Raw genomic sequence first — 24,245 nt, 5'->3', positions numbered from 1 at the left:
TGGTTGATGGCAAAACGGAAATGGTTCGTTTTTTTTACAAAATTTATTTATTGCTAGCATTTTTGTATATTGTCGTGGGATTAATATATGATATAATCAGTAGTTCCAACTTAACTTCTAAAAAAACAATCAAAAATGGAAACAAATAATTTTAAAGGCAAATTTAATTATACTTATAAAGAAACAGGGTATAATGAACAAGATTTTAAGAAAGTTTACGATGCTAAAACAAGAAGTATTGATTGTGAATTATTACTACCAAATCATGAAGGAAAATATGTAATTGAAATGGAGTTTGAAACACCTGATGGAAAACATAAAGACTTTGTGAGCAGTGATTTAAAGAATATAGTTTTAAATGGTTCTGATTTATTGTATTTGGGTATTCATTTAAAAGGATGCAATATCAATGAAAATAAAGTCATATTGAACGGTGATTTTATACTTGAAATAAAATATGAAATGGATGGATTTCATATTTTTAATTTTAATTTAGAAATTGAAAATACAGATATCATTTCTGTTATTGAAAAAGAAGAATTAATAAGTAAATTATAATTAATATAAAGAAATAAACTTATGAAAGAAATAATCTGTCCAAATTGTAAAACGCCATTTACAATTGACGAGAGTGGTTACGCTGATATTGCTAAACAAATTAAGGACCATTTGTTTGAAGAAGAAATTCAGAAACGCCTTTCGATAGCTGAAAGAGAAAAAGAAAGTGCCGTTAAATTAGCAGAAGCTACAATAAAAAATTCATTTCAAGATACTATTCAAAAGAAAGAAAATGAGATTGCTCAATTTAAAGCACAATTGGATAATGCAGAAATTCAAAAAAAACTTTCTGTTACTGAAGCCGTTCAAAAAATTGAAAAAGAACGAGATACATTAGCCAATGAAGTTAAAACCAAAGAACTCGAGAAACAAAATTTAGAGAGTACATTAAAACAGCAATTCACTACTGAATTACAAAATAAAGAAGCCATCATCAAATACAAAGAAGAAGAAATTGCGCGTGTTAAAGATATGAAAGCGAAACTTTCTACCAAAATGATTGGTGAAACTTTAGAATTACATTGCGAGAATGAGTTTAACAAATTGCGACCAACAGCTTTTCCAAAAGCCTATTTTGAAAAAGATAACGACGCTAGGTCCGGAAGTAAAGGAGATTATATTTATAAAGAATTTGATGAACAAGGCAATGAAATCATCTCTATAATGTTTGAAATGAAAAATGAAGCAGATACAACTGCTTCAAAAAAACGTAACGATGATTTCATAAAAGAATTAGACAAAGATCGTACTGAAAAAAAATGCGAATATGCTGTTTTAGTATCTATGTTAGAATCGGAAAGCGAATTATATAATACGGGTATAGTTGATGTGTCTTATAAATATCCTAAAATGTATGTGGTGCGTCCTCAGTTTTTTATTCCAATCATAACGTTATTACGCAATGCAGCTATGAGTTCGATGCAATACAAATCTGAATTGGCACTAGTGCGAAGTCAAAACATCGATATTACCCATTTTGAAGATAAAATGAATAAATTCAAAGAAGGTTTTGCAAGAAACTATGATTTAGCCAGTCGAAAGTTTAATGAAGCTATTGACGGCATTGATAAAACAATTAAAGAGTTAGAAAAAACTAAAGCCGCATTATTATCCTCTGAAAACAATCTACGCCTAGCAAATGAAAAAACAGAAGATTTAACAATTAAAAAATTAACGCATAATAATCCAACAATGAAAGCTAAATTTGATGAGTTAAACACAAATAATGATGAAAACTAAAAGCATTTTTTAATTTTAAGGCATGGAAAAAAAATTATTAAAAACCTTTATTGATTTATATAACTACGATAGTGAAATTGAAACTTGGTCATTAGAAAAATTTAAAGAAAATCCACCACGTTTATATAGACTACAAATCATAAATGCGCTTATGAATGCATTAGAAATTCATTGTAGTTATATTAATTTTAAAAACGGGTGCTTTATTTCTGACATTCAAGCGGAAAGATGGGACAATTTTAAAGAATCAAACAAATTTTTGAGTAAAATAAAATCTAAAAGTAATATAGTAACAATAAAGTCATCGGAAATTATTACTATTTTTTATTGCTTATTGCATTATAGATTGTTGGCTCAAAAATTAGTAACATGTAATGACAATATCTATGCTACATCTGCCGAATTTAACTTATTCTCTAAATTGTTAAATAATCCGAATAAACTATTGATTAAAGATTTAAAGAAAATTGAGAAAATATTGCAATTTTGTATTAACCCAAAAAAAATTAAGTACAATAAGTCAAAGTTAATTGATAGTTACAATTTTCCTGATGTTGATTTAAATGAAATTGATTTAGAATGGATGTAGTTTTAAATGATTTATGTTATATTAAAAATTACAAATAGTTACGTGTTGATTTGAATCGATTCGTAACTATTTGTAACTATTCGTATTGATTTATATTGATTTTCAATCTAGTTTCTTCTTTTGTTTTTTGTTGTTGCTTGTATGAATCAGTGCATATGTCAAAACACCTCCTAATAATATCATTAATAAAAGTGGCTTCCAATTGTTTTTTACATAATTGTCAAATAATTTTGTTGGAGAATTTGGATGAGTTGGAATATCATGGTTTACTTGTTCATTAAATAATTTAGTTGGCAAATTTTCATAGCCACTTTCAATACTCATTTTTGAAATGGACTGGTTTGTAAAATGTGCCGATTGTTTTTTTAGCAAATCCTGTTGGTGGGCAACAGGAAATAATTCTTCGAATGTTGGTTTTCTAGTCTTCATTTTTTTCTTTTATTATTATTTTTAAATATTTTTTTTCTGCGTCAATTATAAAGATACCGTGATTGTAACAAAAATGTATTTCTCTATTTGTCGCTTCATCATACTCTATAGTGTGGTAAGTCTCAAAATCGTAATACTCGTGCTCCAGAAAAAAAGTGTGTGTAAAACCATTTTTAATATAAAAAGGACTACCAATAATTTTAATTAGTATTTTTTCGTTGTTTTTAACTCTTGATGTGAAATTACGTTCAATTGCATCTATTACTTTTCTTTTATCATTGTTGCTATCGATGCGATGTTGAGAAGAACAATAAACTTGTCGACCATCTGTTGGTACAAATTCCATGTTGCAGTCGGGTTTTTTACATAACTTTTGTGGATAGGTTCTATTAGAAAACCTTTGCCTGTTTGAATTTTTCTTTATCATAAAAATATCCTTTAAATTTTTTTCAAATATAAAAAATAATTTATATATTTACCAATTGGTTATCTTCTATTTACTTAAATTACAAAAATAATTTGATTTATGAACAAAAATGAGAGAATAAAAATAGGGCGATTGATATCAAACGATTGCTTTTTGCCCGAAAACTTAAACATAACCGCAAGACAATTTAATTATTGGAGAAATTGTAATGTCTTGCCTTTTTTCTTAAAGGAAAAAAAAGGATATATGAATATGTCGGAGGCACTTTGGATATTAATAATTAATGAATTATCAAATATTGGTGTAAACACAAAAAAATTACAAAGTCTTTCTAATAACATTTGGGTAGTTCCATTTGAAAAAAAATATGCAGATGGTGTTTTTAAAGAAGCTCTTAATTCTGTAGATTTAGATTTATCTGAGAAAAAATCAATAGAAGAGTTAATAAAGTCCGACCCCATAATGAATACAATTTTTAGAAAAGAAATAAATCCTTTTACTGATGCATTCAAAAGTTGTTTAATTTCAAATAGAAGTGTTGTGTCATTAATTTATTGCCCTAAGACAGGTGAACATTCTTTTAATTTTAGCAATGTTGGTTTGACAGCTGATTTGAATAACTTGTATTTTGGGGAAACCTTAATAGTTATTCCATTCCTTCCTTTAATTTCAAAATTAGTTGGAATTGAAATTGGAAAGAGCAATACAGATTTGGAGTATTTATCTTCTATAGAAAACCAAATCCGAAGAGTGTTGTTTTTTGACAAACCTAAACTCTTAGAAATTGAAGTTCAACAAGGTGAATCACCAAAAATTATCAAAATCACCGAAGAACATAAAAAAACCGAAGAGTTAGCCAAGTTTTTTTTAACCAACAAATTACCACTAGGTTCTAAAATTATGATTGAACCAAGACCACAAGGCAACTATAAAATAACGATAAAATCAAAGTAATATGCAAAATGTAAAACCGAATCGGTCCCTGAAATTACAGCCCGTGAACATACAAATACGGTATGGGCCAAAAACATTTAATATCAAATGAAGCGGACTACTTCTTAAATTATGAAGAACTCATAAAAATAGTTCCAACATTAAAAGACAAACTAACACAGGAAAATTCATTTGAATTTTCAAAACAATTATACGAATTTACAAGAATAATTTACGAACAATACAAAAATGAAGAACAACAACTTAAAACTAAGTGATTTTAAAAATGCAATTGTTTGGTCTTACACCAGGGTATCCACTAAAGACCAATTTGTAAATAATGGAAGTATTGAAACACAAGTAAACAAAATTAAAGATTTTGCAAAGGAAAATCAATTAATCATAACCCAAGAGTTTGATGCTGAGTATGAAAGTTCTAAGCGAATAAACACGCAAAGTACGCTAAAAGAGCTTATGGATAGGATAAAGAAAACTTCTATCTCTAAACGCCCAAAAATGATACTAATATGGTCCCCAAGTAGATTTGGTAGAGCTGGAGCGGAACATATTCAACTTTTTGTGAAACTTAGAAAAGAATATAATGTTTTTCTGTATTCTGTAAGTACAGATAATCATACGTTTAACGAAAGAGCAGAAAATGAATTTTCAACTCAGCTACTTTATGCTCAAAAGGAAAATTTCAATCGTCAGGACACAGTCATTCCTGGTTTAATAAACGCATTGGAAAATGGCAAAGTATTTGGAAAAACTCCAAGAGGATACGACCATTATGGTCCACGAGTAAAAGACCCAATTAAAGTTCAAGCATTTCAAGAGATTAAGATAAGTACTGAAGGTCAATTCTTAAAAGAAGCCTTCAAATTAAAAATTTATAAATCTTACACCGATTCTGAAATTATACATTGGTTAAATTCAAAAGGAGTTCAAATGAGAAAACAAAGGATTTCTGAGATTTGGCGCAATCCGTTTTATACTGGAAGAATATTCAATTCGTTATTGGAAGGTAGAATAATTAAGGGGTCTTGGGAACCAATGATAACTGTTAAAGAATATAATCAATTGCAACGAATTCTCGAAGGTTCAAAGCAGTTTGGTGTTGTAAAAATTACAGGTAAAGAAGAAACTCCTCTTGTTCCAAAATTTGCTATGTGTTCCGATTGTGACGATACTATGACCGCCTATTTAAATAAAAGCAGAAATATACATTATTATAAATGTAATTCTTGCCACAAAACCGTGAATGCTGAAAGCACTAAAAGCTCTCAAAATGTTGGTCTAAATAACGAATTTAAACAGGTTCTAGACGAATTTAAATTTTCGGATAATTTAAAAGGTTTGTTTTCGGCTCAATTAAAAAAAATAATCGACAATGAATTGTCTGATTTTTCTGAGAAAAAAAGACTTGCTTCTATGGAATTAAATAACCTGAAAGAAAGTTATGATAAAATGGAATATCGATATGCAATTAATGAAATTTCAAAAGATATTTTTGACAGACAAAGTAAAAAAATCAATGACGCAATTATTGAAAAAACAAAAGAACTTGATTTTTTACCAACAAAAATATCGAACAATGAAAATGCTACGAAATATTTTCTAAAAATCGTCCAAAACCCTAGTAAATTCTATGATTCTTTGGATTATAATAAAAAAAGAAAGTTCCAATATTTGGTGTTTCCAGAAGGGTTTCATTATTCGATCCAAAATAGAAAATATCGAACATCAAAAACCAATGCTTTGTTCGAGTTAACTAAATGTATTTCAGAGAGTTATAATTCTGAAAAACAAAAAACCCATCCTCAAAAATGGGATGGGTCCTCTTTAGTAGCGGGAACAGGACTCGAACCTGTGACCTTCGGGTTATGAGCCCGACGAGCTGCCTACTGCTCTATCCCGCGATGTATGTTTAATTCTATTTCTATCATTAGAAACCAGAATATGTATTACTTAATTCGACTGCAAATATACATATTTATTCTTAACTACCAAAGAAACAAGTGTATTTTATTGATTTGTTTGTAACTGTTTCATTTACAATGAAAAAATCCGTCAAAAAAGTTTTCTTGACGGATTTTTTATATTAATTTATTAACAAAGATGGAATAATTGGGTGTCGAAACTCTCGACTTACATCATTCCTGGCATACCACCACCCATTGGGCTTGGGTTTGACTCTTCTTTAATTTCAATTAAGGCACATTCTGTGGTTAAAATCATACCCGCTACAGAAGCTGCATTTTCTAAAGCCACACGAGTTACTTTTTTCGGATCGATAATTCCAGCAGCTAACATTTGAACGTATTCTCCTGTTTTTGCATTAAATCCAAAATCACCTGAACCTTCCGTTACTTTTGCAATTACTACAGAACCTTCTCCTCCAGCGTTTTCAACAATAGTACGTAAAGGTGCTTCAACGGCACGAGAAATAATTTGTATTCCCGTTGCTTCGTCTGCATTTTCCGATTTTAAAGTTGCCAAAACTGTTTTAGCGCGCACTAAAGCAACACCACCACCAGCAACAATTCCTTCTTCTACAGCCGCACGAGTGGCGTGTAATGCATCATCAACTCTGTCTTTCTTCTCTTTCATTTCAACTTCAGAAGCTGCTCCAACATAAAGTACCGCTACTCCACCAGCTAATTTAGCCAAACGTTCTTGTAACTTTTCTTTATCGTAATCAGAAGTTGAAGTTTCCATTTGTGCTTTAATTTGGTTTACACGACCTTTTATCAATTCCGCTTCACCTGCACCGTTTACTATAGTTGTATTGTCTTTATCAATAGAAATCGTTTCAGCTGTACCCAACATTTCTAAAGTAGTGTTTTCTAATGAATAGCCACTTTCTTCAGCAATTACAGTTCCGCCAGTTAAAATAGCAATGTCTTCTAACATCGCTTTTCTTCTATCTCCAAAACCTGGTGCTTTTACTGCAGCAATTTTTAATCCACCACGTAATTTATTCACAACTAAAGTAGCTAATGCTTGACCATCAACGTCTTCCGCAATAATTAATAACGGACGACTTGATTGTGCTACAGGTTCTAAAATTGGCAATAACTCTTGTAGGTTAGAGATTTTTTTATCGTACAATAACACATACGGATTGCTTAATTCTGCTACCATTTTATCAGCATCAGTAACAAAATAAGGTGATAAATAACCTCTATCAAATTGCATTCCTTCCACAACATCTACATAAGTATCTGTTCCTTTTGCTTCTTCAACAGTAATTACACCTTCTTTTCCTACTTTAGTAAAAGCTTTTGCAATTAAATCGCCAATAGTTTCATCATTATTTGCTGAAATAGAAGCTACTTGTTTTATTTTTTCTGAAGAATCGCCTACAGATTGTGTTTGTTTTGCTAAATCGGCAACGATGGCTTCTACTGCTTTATCAATTCCTCTTTTTAAATCCATTGGATTGGCACCAGCAGCTACGTTTTTCAAACCTTCTTTTACGATGGCTTGAGCCAAAACAGTTGCCGTAGTAGTTCCGTCTCCAGCTAAATCATTAGTTTTTGAAGCGACTTCTTTTACCATTTGCGCACCCATATTTTCTAACGGGTCAGCTAATTCAATTTCTTTTGCAACCGAAACACCATCTTTAGTAACCGTTGGTCCTCCAAATGATTTAGAAATAATTACATTTCTTCCTTTTGGTCCTAATGTTACTTTTACTGCATTTGCTAATGCATCTACACCACGTTTTAAACCGTCACGTGCTTCAATATCAAATTTTATATCTTTTGCCATTTTTTTATTGCTTTAGGCAGAAGGCTTAATGCTTTACGCAAACCAACTGCTGTTAATTTTATATTATTTAGTTGAAGCTAATTGCTTAAAGCCTATTGCTACAATATCGCATAAATTTCGTCTTCACGCATAATTAGGTAATCTTTACCTTCATATTTTAATTCTGTTCCAGCGTATTTACCATACAAAACGGTATCACCAATTTTTACAGTCATTGTATAATCGGTTTTACCTGTTCCAACGGCAACAACAGTTCCTTTTTGAGGTTTTTCTTTTGCTGTATCTGGAATAATAATTCCTGAAGCAGTTGTCGTTTCTGCAGCAGATGGTTCAATTACTACTCGGTCTGCAATTGGTTTAATATTTAATGCCATAATTATATTGAATATGTTTGTTAGTGAACGCTTAATTTAATTTCAGAAATTGTGCCAAACCCAATTTCTGACAAATTTACTTAAAATAAAAATGCCAGCACTGACAGGCTGGCATTATATTATATATGTAGCAAGAATTATTTTGCTGAATCTGCTGGTTTTGTAGCTGGTGTAGTTGCTTGCTTAGCTGGAGCATCTTTAACAATAGCTGGAGCAGCATTTTCGTCTACTAATTTAGATCCACCTGTACCATTATTAAAACTTAAAGTTGATAATAAAATTAGAACAATTAATGAACCTCCTAAAACCCAAGTCGTTTTTTCTAAAAAGTCGGTTGTGTTTTTTACACCTCCCATTTGACCTCCACCTCCAAAAGATGAAGATAAACCTCCACTCTTAGGATTCTGAACCATAATAGTTAAGATTAATAAAAAACATACGATGATGATTAATGCTAAAAAAATTGTAAATGACATAACTTCTGTATTAATTATTTTGTTGTAAAATTTTTATATTTTTAATTCGGTCTGCAAAGAAACTACTTTTTTCTGGATATTTCAAAATTAATATTTCATAAGCTTGTATGGCTTTGGTATATTTTTTTTGTTCGAGATAAATTTGCGCCAACGTTTCGGTCATTATTGAAGAAGGCGTTTCGTTGCTTTTAGCAATGTTTATTGGTATTGACGTAGTATCTTTTGCCTGTGGAATTTTAGGATTTAATTCGATAAATTTTTCAATTAAATCGAATTTTTTTTCTAATTCTGAAGACACACTGATTTGTTTTTCAGCTTCTTCACGAACAATTGGTACGATTTTAGCCAACTGAAGCCATTCTGAAAAGGAATGGGTTTCATTTTTTTCAAATTGCAAAGGTTTACCAATTTCCAATGCTGCTTCTACTTCTTTATTTGATTCTTTTTGTTCGGAAATAGAAATTGTTTCTGTTACATTGCTTGATTCTTGTTTAGTATCTAAAGTAAAAGGCTTTTTTTCTTCTTCAACATATTCAAAATCTGAAACGATTATACTCTGGATTTCAGCTTGATATTTATCATACACTTCTTGTTGAAAAATTTTAAAATCATCAGAAGTAATAAAATCGAACAACACACTTCTATCTGTTGTATGAGCAGCTGTTTTCTTTAATTCGTAATTATATCTAAAACTTTCTTGATTATATAATCCTTTTAAATATAAAGCACGAGCACTTTGGTAAAATGGAAATTCATTTACAATAGTTTCAAGTATTAACGTTTGTTTGTCGTTAATTGCTTTAGAATTATTAAGTAGATTTATATAATCGTTTGTGTTCATTTTTTATTTTAATAATATTCAATGTTGACTTCGAGTGCCTCAGCCAACAATGCTTCGGGTTCTCGAAAAACAATATTTTAAACTACCATTTTGCTAAAGATTCATTAAAAATATCTTGCGTGATTCTTTCATAAATAATTTCTAACGCTTCATTTAAAACCACAGAAGGTAATAAATTGGCATCATAATCATGATAAAATGAAAAACGCTTTTCAAAATTATCATCTTCTGAATTTTTGCTTGAATACCTAACATTTATAGAAATTGTCATTCTGTTTTGAGAAGATTGCTGACTCGCATTTGATGCCATTGGCGTAATACGATATTCCACAATTTCACCCTCATATAGTAAATCGCCTCCAGAAGTTACCAAATCTAAATTGGTTTGATTTTGTATGGTATTCTGTAATTTTTGCGTAAACGTTCGTTCTATACCAACTTCAACAATTTCGGCATTATTTTGAAAATAATTTACCTGAAACGTTTTGGCATTAATTTTTCCTGTTCCTGTAAAATTGTATTTCACGTTACAACTTACGAGTAAAAACAAGGTTAAAATTGCGATTATTTTAATTTTTAATTTCATCTTTTTGTTCTAAAACTACAAATCAAATTGTTTTATTTTTCTATATAAGGTTCTTTCAGAAATGCCTAATTCATCTGCAGCTGCTTTTCTTTTTCCTTTATTTTTTTCTAACGATTTTTTAATTAATTCTATTTCTTTCGCTTCTAAACTAAGGGTTTCCACTTCATCAATAGCTTCTGCATAGAGATAATTATTATTAAAATCGTCTTCGTCGTCAAACTCTTCTTGTTCTACTTCTTCTTCAACAGGTAAAACATTTCTTTTTATTTCTTGTTCAAAAATAGTGTTTTTTTCTTCAGAATTTCCATAAATTTTTTGAATAAGCGATTTGTTATTTTCTTGCACTTTAGCATTTCCATTTTGCATTAGCTCTTGTGTAAGTTTTTTTAAATCATTTAAGTCGCTTTTCATATCAAAAAGTACTTTGTACAAAATTTCGCGCTCATTACTAAAATCGGAAGTGCTTTTTTTCTCTCCAACAACTTGAAGCGAATTACTTTCCATATTAGGTAAATACGATTTTAAAGCCGTCAATGAGATATCTCTATTGGTTTCTAATACAGAAATTTGCTCCGCTGAATTTCGCAATTGTCTAATATTTCCGCTCCAACGATAATGCATTAAATAATTTACAGCATCATCTGATAATTTGATTGGAGGCATTTTATATTTGTGTGCAAAATCTGCAGCAAATTTGCGAAACAACAAATGAATATCTTCTTTTCTTTCGCGTAAAGCAGGCAAATTAATTTCAACAGTACTTAAACGATAATATAAATCTTCTCTGAATTTTCCCTTTTCAATTGCTTCCAACATATTCACGTTAGTAGCCGCAACAATACGAACATTGGTTTTTTGTACTTGAGACGATCCTACTTTAATAAACTCGCCATTTTCCAACACACGTAATAAACGTACTTGCGTGGTTAAAGGTAGTTCTCCAACTTCGTCTAAAAAAATGGTTCCGCCATTGGCTACTTCAAAATATCCTTCACGAGTTCCTGTAGCTCCCGTAAACGATCCTTTTTCGTGTCCAAAAAGCTCTGAATCTATTGTTCCTTCTGGAATGGCACCACAGTTTACGGCAATGTATTTTCCGTGCTTTCTATGAGATAATGAATGAATAATTTTTGGTATACTTTCTTTACCCACGCCACTTTCTCCAGTTACTAATACAGAAATATCCGTAGGAGAAACCTGAATGGCTTTTTCTACCGCACGATTGAGTTTTGGATCGTTTCCAATAATCTCAAAGCGTTGTTTTATGTTTTGAACTGATTCCATTTTTTAATTGATAATTAATAATTGACAATTGATAATTCTAAATTTTCATTGTTAATTTTTAATTCATAATTTCAGAATAACCTACTGCTTCACCTATTAATGTTCCGCTGGTACAATCTGATATTTTTACTAATACAAAATCACCTGGTTTATAATTTTCTTTTGGAAAAACTACAACCGTACTTTGCGAATTTCTTCCACTCCACTGTTTGTCGGAACGTTTAGAATCTTTTTCTACTAATACTTCAACTGTTTGACCAATAAAACGCTGTGTGCGTTCTAATGCGATACGTTGCTGTAAATCGATAATTTCATTTAACCTGCGTTTCTTTATTTCTTCAGGTACGTCATCTTCCATTTTTCTGGCCGCTAACGTTCCTGGTCTTTCGGAATACGAGAACATAAATCCGAAATCGTATCTAACATATTCTAACAAACTTAACGTATCTTGATGATCTGCTTCTGTTTCTGTTGGAAATCCAGCAATAATATCTTGCGATAAAGTAATATCTGGAATTAATTTATAAATAGTATCCACCAAGGTAATATATTCTTCACGAGTATGTTGACGGTTCATTTCTTTTAAAATTCTGGTACTTCCGCTCTGAACGGGTAAGTGAATGTAATTGCAAATATTATGGTGTTTTGCCATAACCTCAATTACTTCAATATGCATATCTTGCGGATTTGATGTAGAAAAACGAAAACGCATTTTTGGAAATTGAGTAGCACATCTATCTAACAATTGAGCAAAATCTACCGATGTGGCTTTTTGCATTTCGCTTGCTTTTTCGAAATCTTTTTTCAAACCACCACCGTACCAAAGGTAACTGTCTACATTTTGACCTAACAAAGTTACTTCTTTGAACCCTTTACTCCATAAATCAGCAATTTCTTCAATAATACTTTCTGGTTCTCGACTACGTTCTCTTCCACGAGTAAAAGGCACTACGCAAAACGTACACATGTTATCGCAACCACGAGTTATCGATACAAATGCTGTAATTCCGTTACTGCTTAACCGCACTGGAGAAATATCTGCATAGGTTTCTTCACGAGAAAGAATCACATTTATGGCATCTCTACCGTCTTCTACTTCTTTTAATAAATTCGGAATGTCTTTGTAAGCATCTGGTCCTACAACCATATCTACAATTTTTTCTTCATCTAAAAATTTTTCTTTTAACCGTTCTGCCATACAACCTAAAACACCAACCTTCATTTTCGGATTGATATCGCGTTTTACAGCATTATACATTTGTAATCGTTTACGAACCGTTACTTCTGCTTTATCTCTTATGGAACAAGTATTAACTAAAACCAAATCAGCCTCTTCTAAAACTTGAGTCGTATTATATCCTTCATTTGCCAAAATAGAAGCCACAACTTCGCTGTCAGCAAAGTTCATTTGGCAACCATAGCTTTCTATAAATAACTTCTTTTGGTTTCCTTGCTTTGTCTCCAAAACCATTGAAGTGCCTTGCTTACTTTCTTCTATAATCTTTTCTTCCATAAACGGTGTATAATTTTATTTTCGAAAACTGTTTTTTCAAAAATTCAGAAAGCAAAGATAGTACTAAATTTCATTATCTGCCAAATTGTCAGCATCAGTTTAACACAATTTAATAAAAAAAGCAACTCTTTCGAATTGCTTTCCTTTAATTACTCTTTAATTATCGTGACACCACTGTTACCCTTTTCGGTATTGACTTTTACTAAATACGTTCCTTTTTGTAGCGAAGAAACATCCACATTTTCTGAAAATCTTGGAATAGCTAGCACTATTTGACCTAGTGTATTATAAATTTCCAAAGATTGTATTTCTAAACTGTTTTTAGTCTTAATCGTAAAATTGTCTTTCACTGGATTAGGATATAAAACAAATTCATTTTCAAAAACAAAACTACTAGCATTTAAAAGTTGATAGGTAGAAGTAGCCGTATTAGTTATAATTGGGAAATTATAATCAAAATAAATTGATGCCGAATTACTAACCGTACTATTTACCGTTAATGTTGGCAACGATTTAATTTTAAATACTACATAGCCATCATTTGTAGCATCTGCAAAAGGTAGGTTGATATTTTCAAAAATAAATTCTACTTTGTTACCTGTGATTTTTGCGTAACAAGTATGACTACTATTTATTATTTGTAACGTAGAAACATCAAATTTTGCAGTATCAATCATATCTTTTACTACGATGTTTTGTGCAGGAAAAGTACCCGTATTCTCAAAACGAATTTGATAAGTAAGATAATCGCCTATTTTTGAAGGATTAATTATTGATCCTTCTAAACACGTTTTATCATTTGGATCGTAAGAATTAACCACTATTTGCCTAATATTGAAAGCATTATTGGTTAAATTTTCATCGGTGTTTGTACAAGAAATAGTAGCATTTATAGATAAATAATCTCCTGCATTAACTGCTGGAGTTTCCATAGGACTATTTACGTTTAGCGTAACAAAAATTTCTCTACTTTCAAAAGTTTGCAGGTTGGTATAATTAAAAGTAAGTCCATTATATGCTACTGCATTAGGGGTTGGGGTAGCTATAACATAATCCGTAATTTGGTGGCAATCATCAAAATCAAACACTACAGCACCACTTGCAATAGAAGTGCCTTTGTTTTTATATACTATTTTATAGTTGGCATCAAAACCAGGACGTGCCGGATTTAATGGAAATAAAGTAACTTCTACATCGTGGTGCACTCCATTAGGAGTAATACAAAAATTTTGTGTAAAAGGACTTGTTTGTAAAGGAAAAACTAACGTTGTAGTTGCAGGGCTAACGTTAAAATAACTAGGGTTTTCTAGTAAAGGTGTAAGCGTATGAGTACCTGCTTGAACTGGAATAGAATAATTTCCTGTCCCATTAGCAATTAAACTGCCTGTTTGTGTACCGTTTGATATATTAATTTTTAGATTTGAATACACAGCATCGCTACTTTCACAGCCATTGTTATCACTGTCAAAACGAGTATTACCATTAACAGTATAAAACGTGCCACCTGGAGTAAAAGAACAATAACTATTCACATGGCAAGTTGAACCCATACCAGATTGATTGATTTTGTTTTGCACCACACCTAAATCTTCTTCATCAGCACAAATATATTGTAGATTAGGATTATTAGAAAAACCTAAAACTGCCCAATTAACATTTTTTATAAACAAACTCGTTAATTGATTATATGAACAATCCAAGCTTATCAAATTTGTTAAACCCGAAACATTTAAACTAGTTAATAGATTATATTCACAAAACAAATGTTTCAAATTTGTACAACCCGAAACATTTAAATTTGGCAATTGATTATTATTACAATACAAATACTGCAAATTCGTTAAACCCGAAACAATTAAAATCGGCAATTGATTATTATTACAATACAATTTAATCAAATTTGTTAAACCCGAAACATTTAAACTAGTTAACAGATTATAGATACAATTCAAATTTTTCAAATTTGTTAAACCCGAAACATTTAAACTAGTTAATAGATTATTGTAACAACTAAAAGTTTGCAAATTTGTACAACCCGAAACATTTAAACTCGATAATTGATTTTGTTGACAACTCAATTGTTTTAAATTTGTTAAACCAGAAAGATTCAAACTCGATAATTGATTGCTTTGACAATGCAAAACTTGTAAATTTGTAAAAGCTTCAATTCCCGTTAGATTTGAAATTGAAGAACTGCTAACAGAAAGCCATTTAATAGCTTGAGCTTCTGAAACCTGTATTTCTCCATCCCCGTTTGTATCGATAGCGTTATAAGAAGAAATATACCAAGTATCATCATTAGGACTATAAACAGGTGTTTGTGAGGACGCAATTTGATTACTTGAACTAGCTTGTAATAATTTAGCTTTAAAATTTGCATCTGGTATGTTTACAATTTGTGCTTGTGTAACAAAAGTAATAAACACAGCTAAAAAAATGTAGATTTTATTCATAATATTTGAGATCGTGTATTACAAATATAAAAAAAATTATTTACCTACACTTCTAAATAAATAATTTTTAAAATTTTAGTGGCTTCTGTTTATTAAATGTTTGTTTTTTAAGCCACTGATTATAAAGATTAGCACCGATTTTATAAATATAATGATGAAAATCTTTGAAATCCTTTAAATCTGTGGCAAAATAAATTGAAACAAATATATTATTAAGATGGTAGCCATTTTAATTAATGAATTCTCATTTTTACAATTTGTGTAAACCGATTTAATAAATCAAAAAAACGACACCTATATATATTAATCAAAAAAATAATATACTTTTGCCAAATCAAATAAATGAAAATGGCGAAGAATTTAGTTATCGTGGAGTCACCTGCAAAGGCAAAAACCATTGAAAAATTTTTAGGAACCGATTTCCAAGTGGAATCAAGTTACGGACATATTGCCGATTTACCTTCAAAGGAAATTGGTGTAGATGTAAATGATAACTTTAAACCTAAATATGAGGTGTCTACAGATAAAAAAGCATTAGTAAAAAAACTAAAAGACTTATCTAAAAAAGCAGATATGGTTTGGTTGGCTTCCGATGAAGACCGAGAAGGAGAAGCTATTTCTTGGCATTTAGCCGAAGAATTAAAATTAGATCCTGCCAAAACAAAACGTATTGTATTTCACGAAATTACAAAAACTGCCATTTTAAAAGCAATTGAAAATCCGAGAGATATCAATTATAATTTAGTAAATGCTCAACAAGCTCGTAGAGTTTTAGACCGTTTGGTAGGTTACGAATTGTCTCCCGTGCTTTGGAAAAAAGTAAAAGGCGGATTATCTGCCGGACGTGTGCAATCCGTTTCTGTTCGATTAATTGTTGAGCGTGAAAGAGAGATTCAGAATTTTAAAGCTGTTGGAAGTTATTCAATTAGTGCTGAATTTACGAATGAAGCAGGAAAAACTGTAAAAGCCAAACTAAATAAAAATTTCAATACAAAAGAAGAAGCTCAAGCATTTTTAGAAAAGAATGTAAATGCGAATTTTAATGTAGCGGATTTAGAAACCAAGCCAACGAAAAAATCGCCAACAGCACCGTTTACGACGTCTACTTTACAACAAGAAGCCGCTCGTAAATTATATTTACCTGTTGGAATTACGATGCAAATTGCACAACGTTTGTACGAAGCCGGTTTAATCACCTATATGAGAACGGATAGTGTAAATCTTTCGCAAGACGCTATGGCTGCAGCACAAGCGGAAATTACTTCGTATTACGGAGCAGCATATAGCAAACCAAGAAATTACAATACCAAATCTAAAGGCGCTCAAGAAGCACACGAAGCCATTCGTCCTACAGATATGAGTCGTCATACGGTTGATATCGATAGAGACCAAGCGCGTTTATACGATTTAATTTGGAAACGTACTTTAGCCTCGCAAATGAGTGATGCGCAACTGGAACGAACCAATGTGAAAATTGCAGCGAATACACACAACGAATATTTTTCTGCAACTGGTGAAGTAATCAAATTTGATGGCTTTTTAAAAGTATATTTAGAAGGTAATGATGAAGATGATGAAGAACAAGAAGGTATGTTACCCGCTTTAAAAGTAAACGAAAAACTAAACCATAAATTCATTGCAGCAACAGAACGTTTTAGTAGACCTGCAAGCAGATATACAGAAGCTTCTTTAGTAAAAAAATTAGAAGAATTAGGCATTGGTCGTCCTTCGACTTATGCGCCAACAATTTCCACCATTATCAACAGAAATTATGTTGAAAAAGGAAGTTTTGAAGGTACAGAAAGAAAATACGAGCAATTAACTTTAATTGGTAAAGAAATAAAATCGCAAACGTTAAAAGAAAACTCAGGTTCCGATAAAGGAAAATTAGTTCCAACAGATATTGGAGGAATTGTGACTGACTTTTTAGTAAAAAACTTTGAAAGTATTTTAGATTATAATTTTACAGCTAAAGTAGAACAAGATTTTGATGAAATTGCAGCTGGAAACGAAGATTGGCACAAAATGATGAGTACATTTTACAATCATTTTCATCCAATTGTTACCAAAGTAGAAACCACCGCAGAACGTGAATCTGGAGAACGCATTTTAGGAACCGATCCAAAAACAGGAAAACCAGTAAGTGTTCGATTAGGAAAATACGGCGCAATGGCTCAAATTGGCGCTATTGACGATGAAGTAAAACAATTTGCAAGTTTAAGAAACGAGCAAAACCTTAGCAATATAACATTAGAAGAAGTTTTAGATTTATTTTTATTACCAAAATCTTTAGGAACTTATGAAGGGGAAGAAATTGAAGTAAACAATGGCCGTTTTGGGCCTTATGTGAAGTTTGGAACACAATTTATTTCACTATCAAAAGGCGAAGAACCATTAGATGTAACAATGGAAAGAGCCATTGAATTGATTGATGAAAAAACCAAGGCAGATGCACCTATTGCTACCTATGACAATTTACCTGTTCAAAAAGGCGTAGGCCGATTTGGACCTTTCTTAAAATGGAATGGTATTTTTATCAATGTAAATAAAAAGTACAATTTTGATAATTTATCGCAAGCTGATATCAATGAATTAATTGAAGATAAACAACAAAAAGAAATTGAAAAAGTACTTCATTTTTGGAAAGAAGAAGGCATAAAAGTAGAAAAAGCGCGTTGGGGAAGATCTGTAATTACAAAAGGAAAAATTAAAATTGAACTTAGTAAAGATATAGATGCTACAAAATTAACTCTTGAAACAGTAAAAGAGATGATTGAGAAAAAAACACCCGCTAAAAAAACAGCGACTAAAAAAGCGCCTGCAAAAAAAGCCGTAGCTAAAAAGAAATAATTTTATGATATTCGAATATTTACAACCTGTATCTGAAGAAATTCAGGAATTTACAACTCAATTATCTAATCAAACTTTAGGTAAAAAAATTGTAATGCATACAGCTACCGATTATCCTAATTTAGAAAACATATCCATCGCACTTATTTGTGTAAACGAAAATAGAGGTGCGAATTTAGAGAATGAAAATTACAATTTTAACGATTTTAGAAAAGCATTTTATCAATTATTTCCAGGGAATTGGAACAAAGGAATTGCCGATTTAGGAGATGCTTTAGTTGGAAATGAACCAAGCGACTCTTATTTTGTATTAAAAACCATTTGTGCCAGTTTAATCAAACAAAAAATTATACCTTTGGTCGTTGGTGGTTCGCAAGATTTAACTTACGCTATGTATCGTGCTTTTGATCAATTGGACCAAATGGTGAATTTAGTTGCAATAGATAATAAGTTTGATTTTGCAAAAGACGAAAAACTAGAATCCGATTCGTATTTATCAAGAATAATTGTAGAAGAGCCAAATAATTTATATAATTTTTGCAGTATTGGATATCAAACCTATTACACGTCGCAAGAAGAAATAGATTTAATTGAAAAATTGTATTTTGACACGTATAGATTAGGAGAAATAAGTAAAAATCCTGCTATAGTAGAGCCTGTTTTTAGAGATGCCGATATTATAAGTCTTGATTTAAAGTCTATAAAATCATCCGATTCGGGAAATACAACAGAATTTTATCCAAACGGATTTGATGGAAGAGAAATTTGTACTTTAGCCAGATATGCGGGTATAAGCGATAAAGTTAGTGCCTTTGGAATTTTCAATCAATTTTATAATAAAAATGAAAACCTACTTATAGCGCAAATCGTTTGGTATTTCATAGAAGGGTATCACTTAAGAAGTTACGAATACCCATTTGAAGAAAAAACAGATTATAATAGATATATAGTATTAGCAGAAGACGAAGAGTTGGTTTTTTACAAAAGTAACCGATCTGAAAGATGGTGGATGGAAATAAATTACAATACAATTTATAATAAAACAGTTAAAAAAACGTTATTACCATGTACAAACGATGATTATGTAGCGGCTTGTAATGCTGAAATCCCCGAAAGATGGTGGAAAGCACATAGAAAAAGCTATTAAAAAAATCGGTAAAAGCATAGCAAAAATCGATAAAATACACTTTTTTTTAGATTATTTTTCATTTGCTATTGTATATGTCAAAATAAATAGATAGGTTTGAAGCCTAAAATAAAATAAAATTTTATAACCCAATTAATATGAAAAAGTTTTTAGTATTATCAGCGGCATTAGCTTTATTAACAAGCTGTGGAAAAGGCGATAAAGGTGAACTGGTAGGAGTTAAAGGCAAAAAATGGTTTTCTGAAAAACCTTTTGGTATGTCACTTATCCCTGGAGGTGCGTTTATTATGGGTAAGTCAGATGATGACGTTGCCAATGTACAAGATGCGCCAACTAAAACTGTTACTGTGCGTTCATTTTATATGGATGAAACAGAAATTACAAATAGTGAATACCGTCAATTCGTAGAATGGGTAAAAGATTCTACTATAAGAACAAATTTAGCTATCAAAGCTGAAGAGTCAGGTGCTAAACCAGCTGCAGGAGGAAAAAACACTGGAAGTATTGGTGATTTTGCTTTTGCTGATGCAGATCCAGCTAAGATGACAGCATACGACAAATATATGTATGAAAACTATTATAGTGTAGGAACAGAAGCTGATCCGTATGCAAATAGAAAAACTAATAAAAAAGTAAAATTGATTAAAGAAACTTCTAAATATCCAGATGCGGATTATGTAGAAGTAATGGATTCCATGTATTTACCAGAATCAGAATCGTTTAATGGGTTAAAAACGATTGATGCAAGTAAATTAAAATTCAAATACAATCAAGTAGATTTAAATAAAGCGGTTAAGAAAAAAGGTCGTAAAAACTTTTATGAAGATGCACCGCCTTTAGAAATATATCCAGATACAACGGCTTGGATTAAAGATTTTGCATATTCGTATAATGAGCCAATGCACAATGATTATTTTTGGCACCAAGCATATGGAGAATATCCAGTAGTAGGTGTTTCTTGGAAACAAGCTAAAGCATTTTGTGCTTGGAGAACGATGTACAAAAACTCATATGTTAAAAAACAAAAAGGAAGAGATCAAGTAAATTCTTTCCGTTTACCAACTGAAGCTGAATGGGAATATGCAGCAAGAGGTGGAATTGAATCAGGTACTTATCCATGGGGTGGACCATATGCTAAAAATGACCGTGGTTGTTTCTTAGCGAATTTCAAACCAATGAGAGGAGATTATGCGGCAGATGGTGCTTTATATACTGTTGAAGCAAAATCGTATGAACCAAATGATTTCAACTTATACAACATGGCAGGAAATGTTTCAGAATGGACAGAATCTTCTTACGATGCAGGTGCATATGAATTCGTTTCAACTATGAATCCTAATGTTGCAGATAAAGCGAATCAAAGAAAAGTAATTCGTGGTGGATCATGGAAAGACGTAGCTTTTTTCTTACAAGTTTCAACTCGTGATTTCGAATATGCAGATTCAGCAAGAAGCTATATCGGTTTCAGAACAGTACAAGATTATATGGGTACTGAAGCAACGGGAAGCAAAGCAAAATAACAAACAAGAATTTAACTTAACTAAATAATTATAACTTAACTAACTAAAATTTTAAATTATGGCAATTTTAAGCAAAAAAGCAATGAATTTCGCTTACGGTATGGGAGCAGCAGTAGTAATCGTTGGAGCACTTTTCAAAATTACTCACTTTGAATTAGGTCCGTTAACTGGAACTGTTATGCTTTCTGTTGGATTATTAACTGAAGCATTAATCTTTGCATTATCTGCTTTTGAACCAGTAGAACATGAATTAGATTGGTCTTTAGTTTACCCAGAATTAGCTGGTGGTGAAGCTAAACCAAAATCAGGTAAAAAAGAAAATCCTGAAGAAGCACAAGGTTTATTATCTCAAAAATTAGATAATTTATTAAAAGAAGCTAAAATTGATGGGGAATTAATGACAAGCTTAGGAAATAGTATTAAAAACTTTGAAGGTGCAGCTAAAGGTATCGCTCCAACAGTTGATGCTATTGCTTCACAAACAAAATATGCAGAACAAATGGTTAGCGCAGCTACTTCATTAGAAGCGTTAAACAATTTATACAAAGCACAAATTGATGGTGCACAGAAAAATGCAGATGCGAATGCAGAAATTGCAGAAAATGCATCTAAATTAAAAGAGCAAATGCAATCAATGACATCAAACATATCTTCATTAAACGCTGTATATGGTGGAATGTTAACTGCAATGCAAAACAAAGGATAATTAGTTTTATCAAAATAAATTTAATTTAATTAACTAAACTAATTATTACAAAATGGCAGGAGGAAAATTAACCCCTAGACAGAAGATGATTAACCTAATGTATTTGGTTTTCATCGCAATGTTGGCAATGAATATGTCAAAAGAAGTATTATCAGCTTTTGGATTAATGAATGAAAAATTCGAGTCTGCTAACAATACATCTAAACAAACCAACGAGCAAATGTTGGCAGCATTAGACGCAAAAGCAGCTGAAGCAAAAGGAGAATTTGCTGTTGCAGCAGCTACAGCTCATAAAGTTGAAGCAGCAACAAAGAAATTTTATGCTTTTGTAGAAACTATTAAAGCTGAAGTGTTAAATGGTGTAGAAGTAAATGAAAAAACAGGTAAATTAGATTATGAAGCAATGGATAAAGCTGATAATTTAGATAACAGTTTATTCAATGGTGACGGTTACTCTAAAAGAGGTAACGAAGTAATTGCAGCAATTGAAACTTACAAAAGTGAAATGAAAGCAGCTTTAGGGAATGAGAAAAAATATTCAGCAATATTAAATGAAATAACTAAGAAATTTGATTTAGCTGACGTTGCAAATAAAGAAGGTTTAAAAGATAAATATTTAAATTATCATTTCAAAGGCTTTCCAGCAGTAGCATCTTTAGCAAAATTAAGTGCTTGGCAAAATGACGCAAAAAAAGGAGAGTCAGATGTTATTAGTGCAGCTTTAGGAAAAGCAGCGGTACAGGCAGCTTCATACAGTAATTATCAAGCAATAGTAGTTTTAGAGAAAAACGCATATTTTCAAGGTGAGAATGTTAAAGGAAAAGTTGTTTTAGGTCGTTACGACGAAAACACAAAACCTACATCATTTCAAGGACCAGGTAGATTAGAAAATGGTCAAGCAGTAATATCTTTAACAGCTGGTTCTGTGGGAGAGCAAACAATTAATGGATCTTTTTCATTTTTAGAGGATGGAAAAACAATTCCATTACCATTTAAAGGAAACTATGTAGTTGTTCCACGTCCTAACTCAGCAACAATTTCAGCAGACAAAATGAATGTTGTTTATCGTGGAGTTGCAAATCCAATGACAATTTCATTTGCAGGTGTTGCTAATAATAAAGTAAAAGCTTCTGCTCCTGGAATGTCTGGGTCAGATGGTAAATACGTGTTAAAACCAGGTGCAGGTAATACCGTAATGGTAACAGTTTCTGCAACATTACCTGACGGAAAGGTTGTTACTGACAAAAAAGAATTCAGAATTAAAGGAATTCCTGCTCCAACTGGTAAAATCAGAGGAGAAGTATCGGCATCAGGATCTAAATCTAATTTAGAAGTTTGTACAATTACTGCAGATTTAATAGATTTTGATTTTCCTGTTAAAGCTCAAGTTACACAATTTACAATTAAAGTTCCTGGACAACCTTCAAAAGTTGTAAGCGGAAGTAAAATGGATGCTGCTGCAAAATCTGCAATAGCAAAAGCTTCAAAAGGAGATGTTGTAAGTATTTTTGACATTAAAGCGAAATTTGTTGGAGGAGCTGAAGGACAGCTTGTAAAACAAATTTCACCATGTTCTTTTGAAATAAAATAAAATTTTAATAAAATAAAAAAATGAATTGGAGAAATTTTTTATTAGTAGCAGTATTTAGTTTGAGCACGCTTTCGTTTGCACAATCTAATTTACTAAATGCAAAAACACCTGCTGAAATTGGTAAGAAAACCGAAGCAGAAAAAAATGCAGATAACGATAAACCTTTGCCTTATGGTTACATAGGAGATAGAGATGTATTCATGGGTAAAACCGTTTGGGAAATTATTGATGTTGACCAAAGAGTAAATTTTCCAATGTATTATCCAGTTGAAGCAAATCTAAGCCCTGACAGAAAACCTCTTTATGATGTTTTAAAACAGGGAATTAGAGATGGTAAGATTACTGAAGTTTATGATTCTGGATATTTTACTACTAAAAAAACTTTAGAAGAAATAGAAAAGTCTTTGAAAAAAATTGACACAACAGACGGTGGTAAAGAAATCATTAATGCTGGTGAAAAATTAGAAGCAGATTCTGAATTCATTAATGTAACTGAAATTTCAGCTTATGATATTAAGGGATACAAAATAAAAGGTTTTTGGTATTTTGACAAACGTCAAGGTGAATTAAAATACAGATTACAAGGTATTTGTCCTTTGGTTCCCGATGTAAATACAATGGGAAAAGAAGAAAACAAAAACGATGAACCTGTTGAACTTTTTTGGATTTATTTTCCAGCAGCAAGAGATATACTTCATAGCGCTAAAGCTTTTAATGAAAGAAACTCTGCCATGCCTTTTACATTTGACCATTTGTTAAATGCACGTCGCTTTCATGCGGTAATTTACTTAGAAGAAAATGTTTACGGTGATAGAGAGATAAAAGATTACATGAAAGAAAACTCTCAAATGCAATTATTAGAATCAGAAAGAGTAAAAGAAAAAATACGTAATTTCGAATTAGATATGTGGAATTACTAATTAAAAATTTCTCCAATCATAAAAAAACTCTTGCT

The 24,245-nt window shown here is 31.3% G+C and carries 22 protein-coding genes and 1 tRNA gene; 12 read left to right on the top strand and 11 right to left on the bottom strand.

Translation table 11 applies throughout. The features are described from left to right. The first annotated feature begins 135 nt into the window (after nt 1–135). Genes KA468_RS00500 through KA468_RS00490 form a run of 3 tightly spaced genes read left to right on the top strand, consistent with a single transcriptional unit; the run spans nt 136 to nt 2,386 of the window. Nucleotides 136–558, top strand: a complete 423-nt coding sequence (locus tag KA468_RS00500) for a hypothetical protein (protein ID WP_291240996.1) — start codon at nt 136–138, stop codon at nt 556–558. Nucleotides 559–579: 21 nt separating this feature from the next. After that, on the top strand, nt 580–1,797 hold the full coding sequence (locus KA468_RS00495) for a DUF2130 domain-containing protein (protein WP_291240995.1): 1,218 nt from the start codon (nt 580–582) through the stop codon (nt 1,795–1,797). 22 nt (nt 1,798–1,819) lie between these two features. Beyond that, complete coding sequence (locus KA468_RS00490) at nt 1,820–2,386, top strand: hypothetical protein (RefSeq protein WP_291240994.1); 567 nt, start codon at nt 1,820–1,822, stop codon at nt 2,384–2,386. Between the two features lie 102 nt (nt 2,387–2,488). On the opposite strand, the gene KA468_RS00485 is transcribed toward KA468_RS00490, so the two are convergent. Together KA468_RS00485 and KA468_RS00480 are read right to left on the bottom strand one after the other, a co-directional pair. Continuing rightward, on the bottom strand, nt 2,489–2,815 hold the full coding sequence (locus KA468_RS00485) for a hypothetical protein (protein WP_291240993.1): 327 nt from the start codon (nt 2,813–2,815) through the stop codon (nt 2,489–2,491). Beyond that, nucleotides 2,805–3,161: a hypothetical protein gene (locus KA468_RS00480; RefSeq protein ID WP_291240992.1), complete on the bottom strand. Its 357-nt coding sequence runs from the start codon at nt 3,159–3,161 to the stop codon at nt 2,805–2,807. The genes KA468_RS00485 and KA468_RS00480 overlap by 11 nt, the downstream gene beginning before the upstream one ends. Before the next feature lie 180 nt (nt 3,162–3,341). On the opposite strand from KA468_RS00480, the gene KA468_RS00475 reads away from it, so the two are divergent. From KA468_RS00475 to KA468_RS11090, 3 genes are all read left to right on the top strand, one after another. Next, the gene (locus KA468_RS00475; protein ID WP_291240991.1) at nt 3,342–4,196 is read left to right on the top strand and encodes a hypothetical protein; all 855 of its coding nucleotides are present in this window, start codon (nt 3,342–3,344) and stop codon (nt 4,194–4,196) included. 62 nt (nt 4,197–4,258) lie between these two features. Beyond that, the gene (locus tag KA468_RS00470) at nt 4,259–4,453 is read left to right on the top strand and encodes a hypothetical protein (RefSeq protein ID WP_291240990.1); all 195 of its coding nucleotides are present in this window, start codon (nt 4,259–4,261) and stop codon (nt 4,451–4,453) included. Then, nucleotides 4,425–6,062, top strand: a complete 1,638-nt coding sequence (locus tag KA468_RS11090; protein WP_366933109.1) for a recombinase family protein — start codon at nt 4,425–4,427, stop codon at nt 6,060–6,062. Before KA468_RS00470 ends, KA468_RS11090 begins: the two co-directional genes overlap by 29 nt. Here the strand turns inward: KA468_RS11090 and KA468_RS00465 are convergent. The 9 genes from KA468_RS00465 to KA468_RS00425 form a co-directional block, all read right to left on the bottom strand. Then, nucleotides 6,022–6,094, bottom strand: a tRNA-Met gene (locus tag KA468_RS00465). The two genes, KA468_RS11090 and KA468_RS00465, sit on opposite strands and share 41 nt — an antisense overlap. A 229-nt stretch (nt 6,095–6,323) precedes the next feature. Continuing rightward, complete coding sequence (groL, locus tag KA468_RS00460; protein WP_291240989.1) at nt 6,324–7,949, bottom strand: chaperonin GroEL; 1,626 nt, start codon at nt 7,947–7,949, stop codon at nt 6,324–6,326. Between the two features lie 98 nt (nt 7,950–8,047). Further along, complete coding sequence (locus tag KA468_RS00455; RefSeq protein ID WP_291240988.1) at nt 8,048–8,323, bottom strand: co-chaperone GroES; 276 nt, start codon at nt 8,321–8,323, stop codon at nt 8,048–8,050. A gap of 137 nt (nt 8,324–8,460) precedes the next feature. Then, nucleotides 8,461–8,799, bottom strand: coding sequence for a preprotein translocase subunit SecG (gene secG, locus KA468_RS00450; protein ID WP_291240987.1), 339 nt, complete (start codon nt 8,797–8,799; stop codon nt 8,461–8,463). 10 nt (nt 8,800–8,809) lie between these two features. Further along, nucleotides 8,810–9,640 (bottom strand): tetratricopeptide repeat protein, encoded by an 831-nt coding sequence (locus KA468_RS00445; RefSeq protein ID WP_291240986.1) that lies wholly within the window; start codon nt 9,638–9,640, stop codon nt 8,810–8,812. 82 nt (nt 9,641–9,722) lie between these two features. Further along, complete coding sequence (locus KA468_RS00440) at nt 9,723–10,226, bottom strand: LptE family protein (protein WP_291240985.1); 504 nt, start codon at nt 10,224–10,226, stop codon at nt 9,723–9,725. Nucleotides 10,227–10,241: 15 nt separating this feature from the next. Continuing rightward, nucleotides 10,242–11,510, bottom strand: a complete 1,269-nt coding sequence (locus KA468_RS00435) for a sigma-54 dependent transcriptional regulator (RefSeq protein ID WP_291240984.1) — start codon at nt 11,508–11,510, stop codon at nt 10,242–10,244. A 58-nt stretch (nt 11,511–11,568) separates the two neighbouring features. After that, nucleotides 11,569–13,023 (bottom strand): tRNA (N6-isopentenyl adenosine(37)-C2)-methylthiotransferase MiaB, encoded by a 1,455-nt coding sequence (miaB, locus tag KA468_RS00430; protein WP_291240983.1) that lies wholly within the window; start codon nt 13,021–13,023, stop codon nt 11,569–11,571. Nucleotides 13,024–13,172: 149 nt separating this feature from the next. Continuing rightward, nucleotides 13,173–15,476 carry a T9SS type A sorting domain-containing protein gene (locus KA468_RS00425; RefSeq protein ID WP_291240982.1) on the bottom strand — a complete coding sequence of 768 codons (2,304 nt, stop codon included), beginning with the start codon at nt 15,474–15,476 and terminating at the stop codon, nt 13,173–13,175. Nucleotides 15,477–15,824: 348 nt separating this feature from the next. On the opposite strand from KA468_RS00425, the gene topA reads away from it, so the two are divergent. The 6 genes from topA to gldN all read left to right on the top strand — a co-directional run bounded on the left by topA (nt 15,825) and on the right by gldN (nt 24,210). Continuing rightward, nucleotides 15,825–18,326, top strand: a complete 2,502-nt coding sequence (gene topA / locus KA468_RS00420) for a type I DNA topoisomerase (RefSeq protein WP_291240981.1) — start codon at nt 15,825–15,827, stop codon at nt 18,324–18,326. A 4-nt stretch (nt 18,327–18,330) separates the two neighbouring features. After that, nucleotides 18,331–19,473 carry a formimidoylglutamase gene (locus KA468_RS00415; protein ID WP_291240980.1) on the top strand — a complete coding sequence of 381 codons (1,143 nt, stop codon included), beginning with the start codon at nt 18,331–18,333 and terminating at the stop codon, nt 19,471–19,473. Between the two features lie 137 nt (nt 19,474–19,610). After that, nucleotides 19,611–20,993, top strand: a complete 1,383-nt coding sequence (gene gldK / locus KA468_RS00410; RefSeq protein ID WP_291240979.1) for a gliding motility lipoprotein GldK — start codon at nt 19,611–19,613, stop codon at nt 20,991–20,993. Between the two features lie 58 nt (nt 20,994–21,051). Further along, a complete protein-coding gene (gene gldL, locus KA468_RS00405; RefSeq protein ID WP_291240978.1) occupies nt 21,052–21,699 on the top strand; it encodes a gliding motility protein GldL in 648 nt (215 codons plus the stop codon). 52 nt (nt 21,700–21,751) lie between these two features. Then, nucleotides 21,752–23,290: a gliding motility protein GldM gene (gene gldM / locus KA468_RS00400; protein ID WP_291240977.1), complete on the top strand. Its 1,539-nt coding sequence runs from the start codon at nt 21,752–21,754 to the stop codon at nt 23,288–23,290. Nucleotides 23,291–23,310: 20 nt separating this feature from the next. Then, nucleotides 23,311–24,210, top strand: a complete 900-nt coding sequence (gene gldN / locus KA468_RS00395; protein ID WP_291240976.1) for a gliding motility protein GldN — start codon at nt 23,311–23,313, stop codon at nt 24,208–24,210. Nucleotides 24,211–24,245: the final 35 nt, after the last annotated feature.

It is taken from the genome of Flavobacterium sp. (assembly GCF_017985075.1).
Taxonomy (GTDB): domain Bacteria; phylum Bacteroidota; class Bacteroidia; order Flavobacteriales; family Flavobacteriaceae; genus Flavobacterium.
Note: the sequence above shows the minus strand (reverse complement) of the source record. Positions and strands in the feature narration are given on the sequence as shown.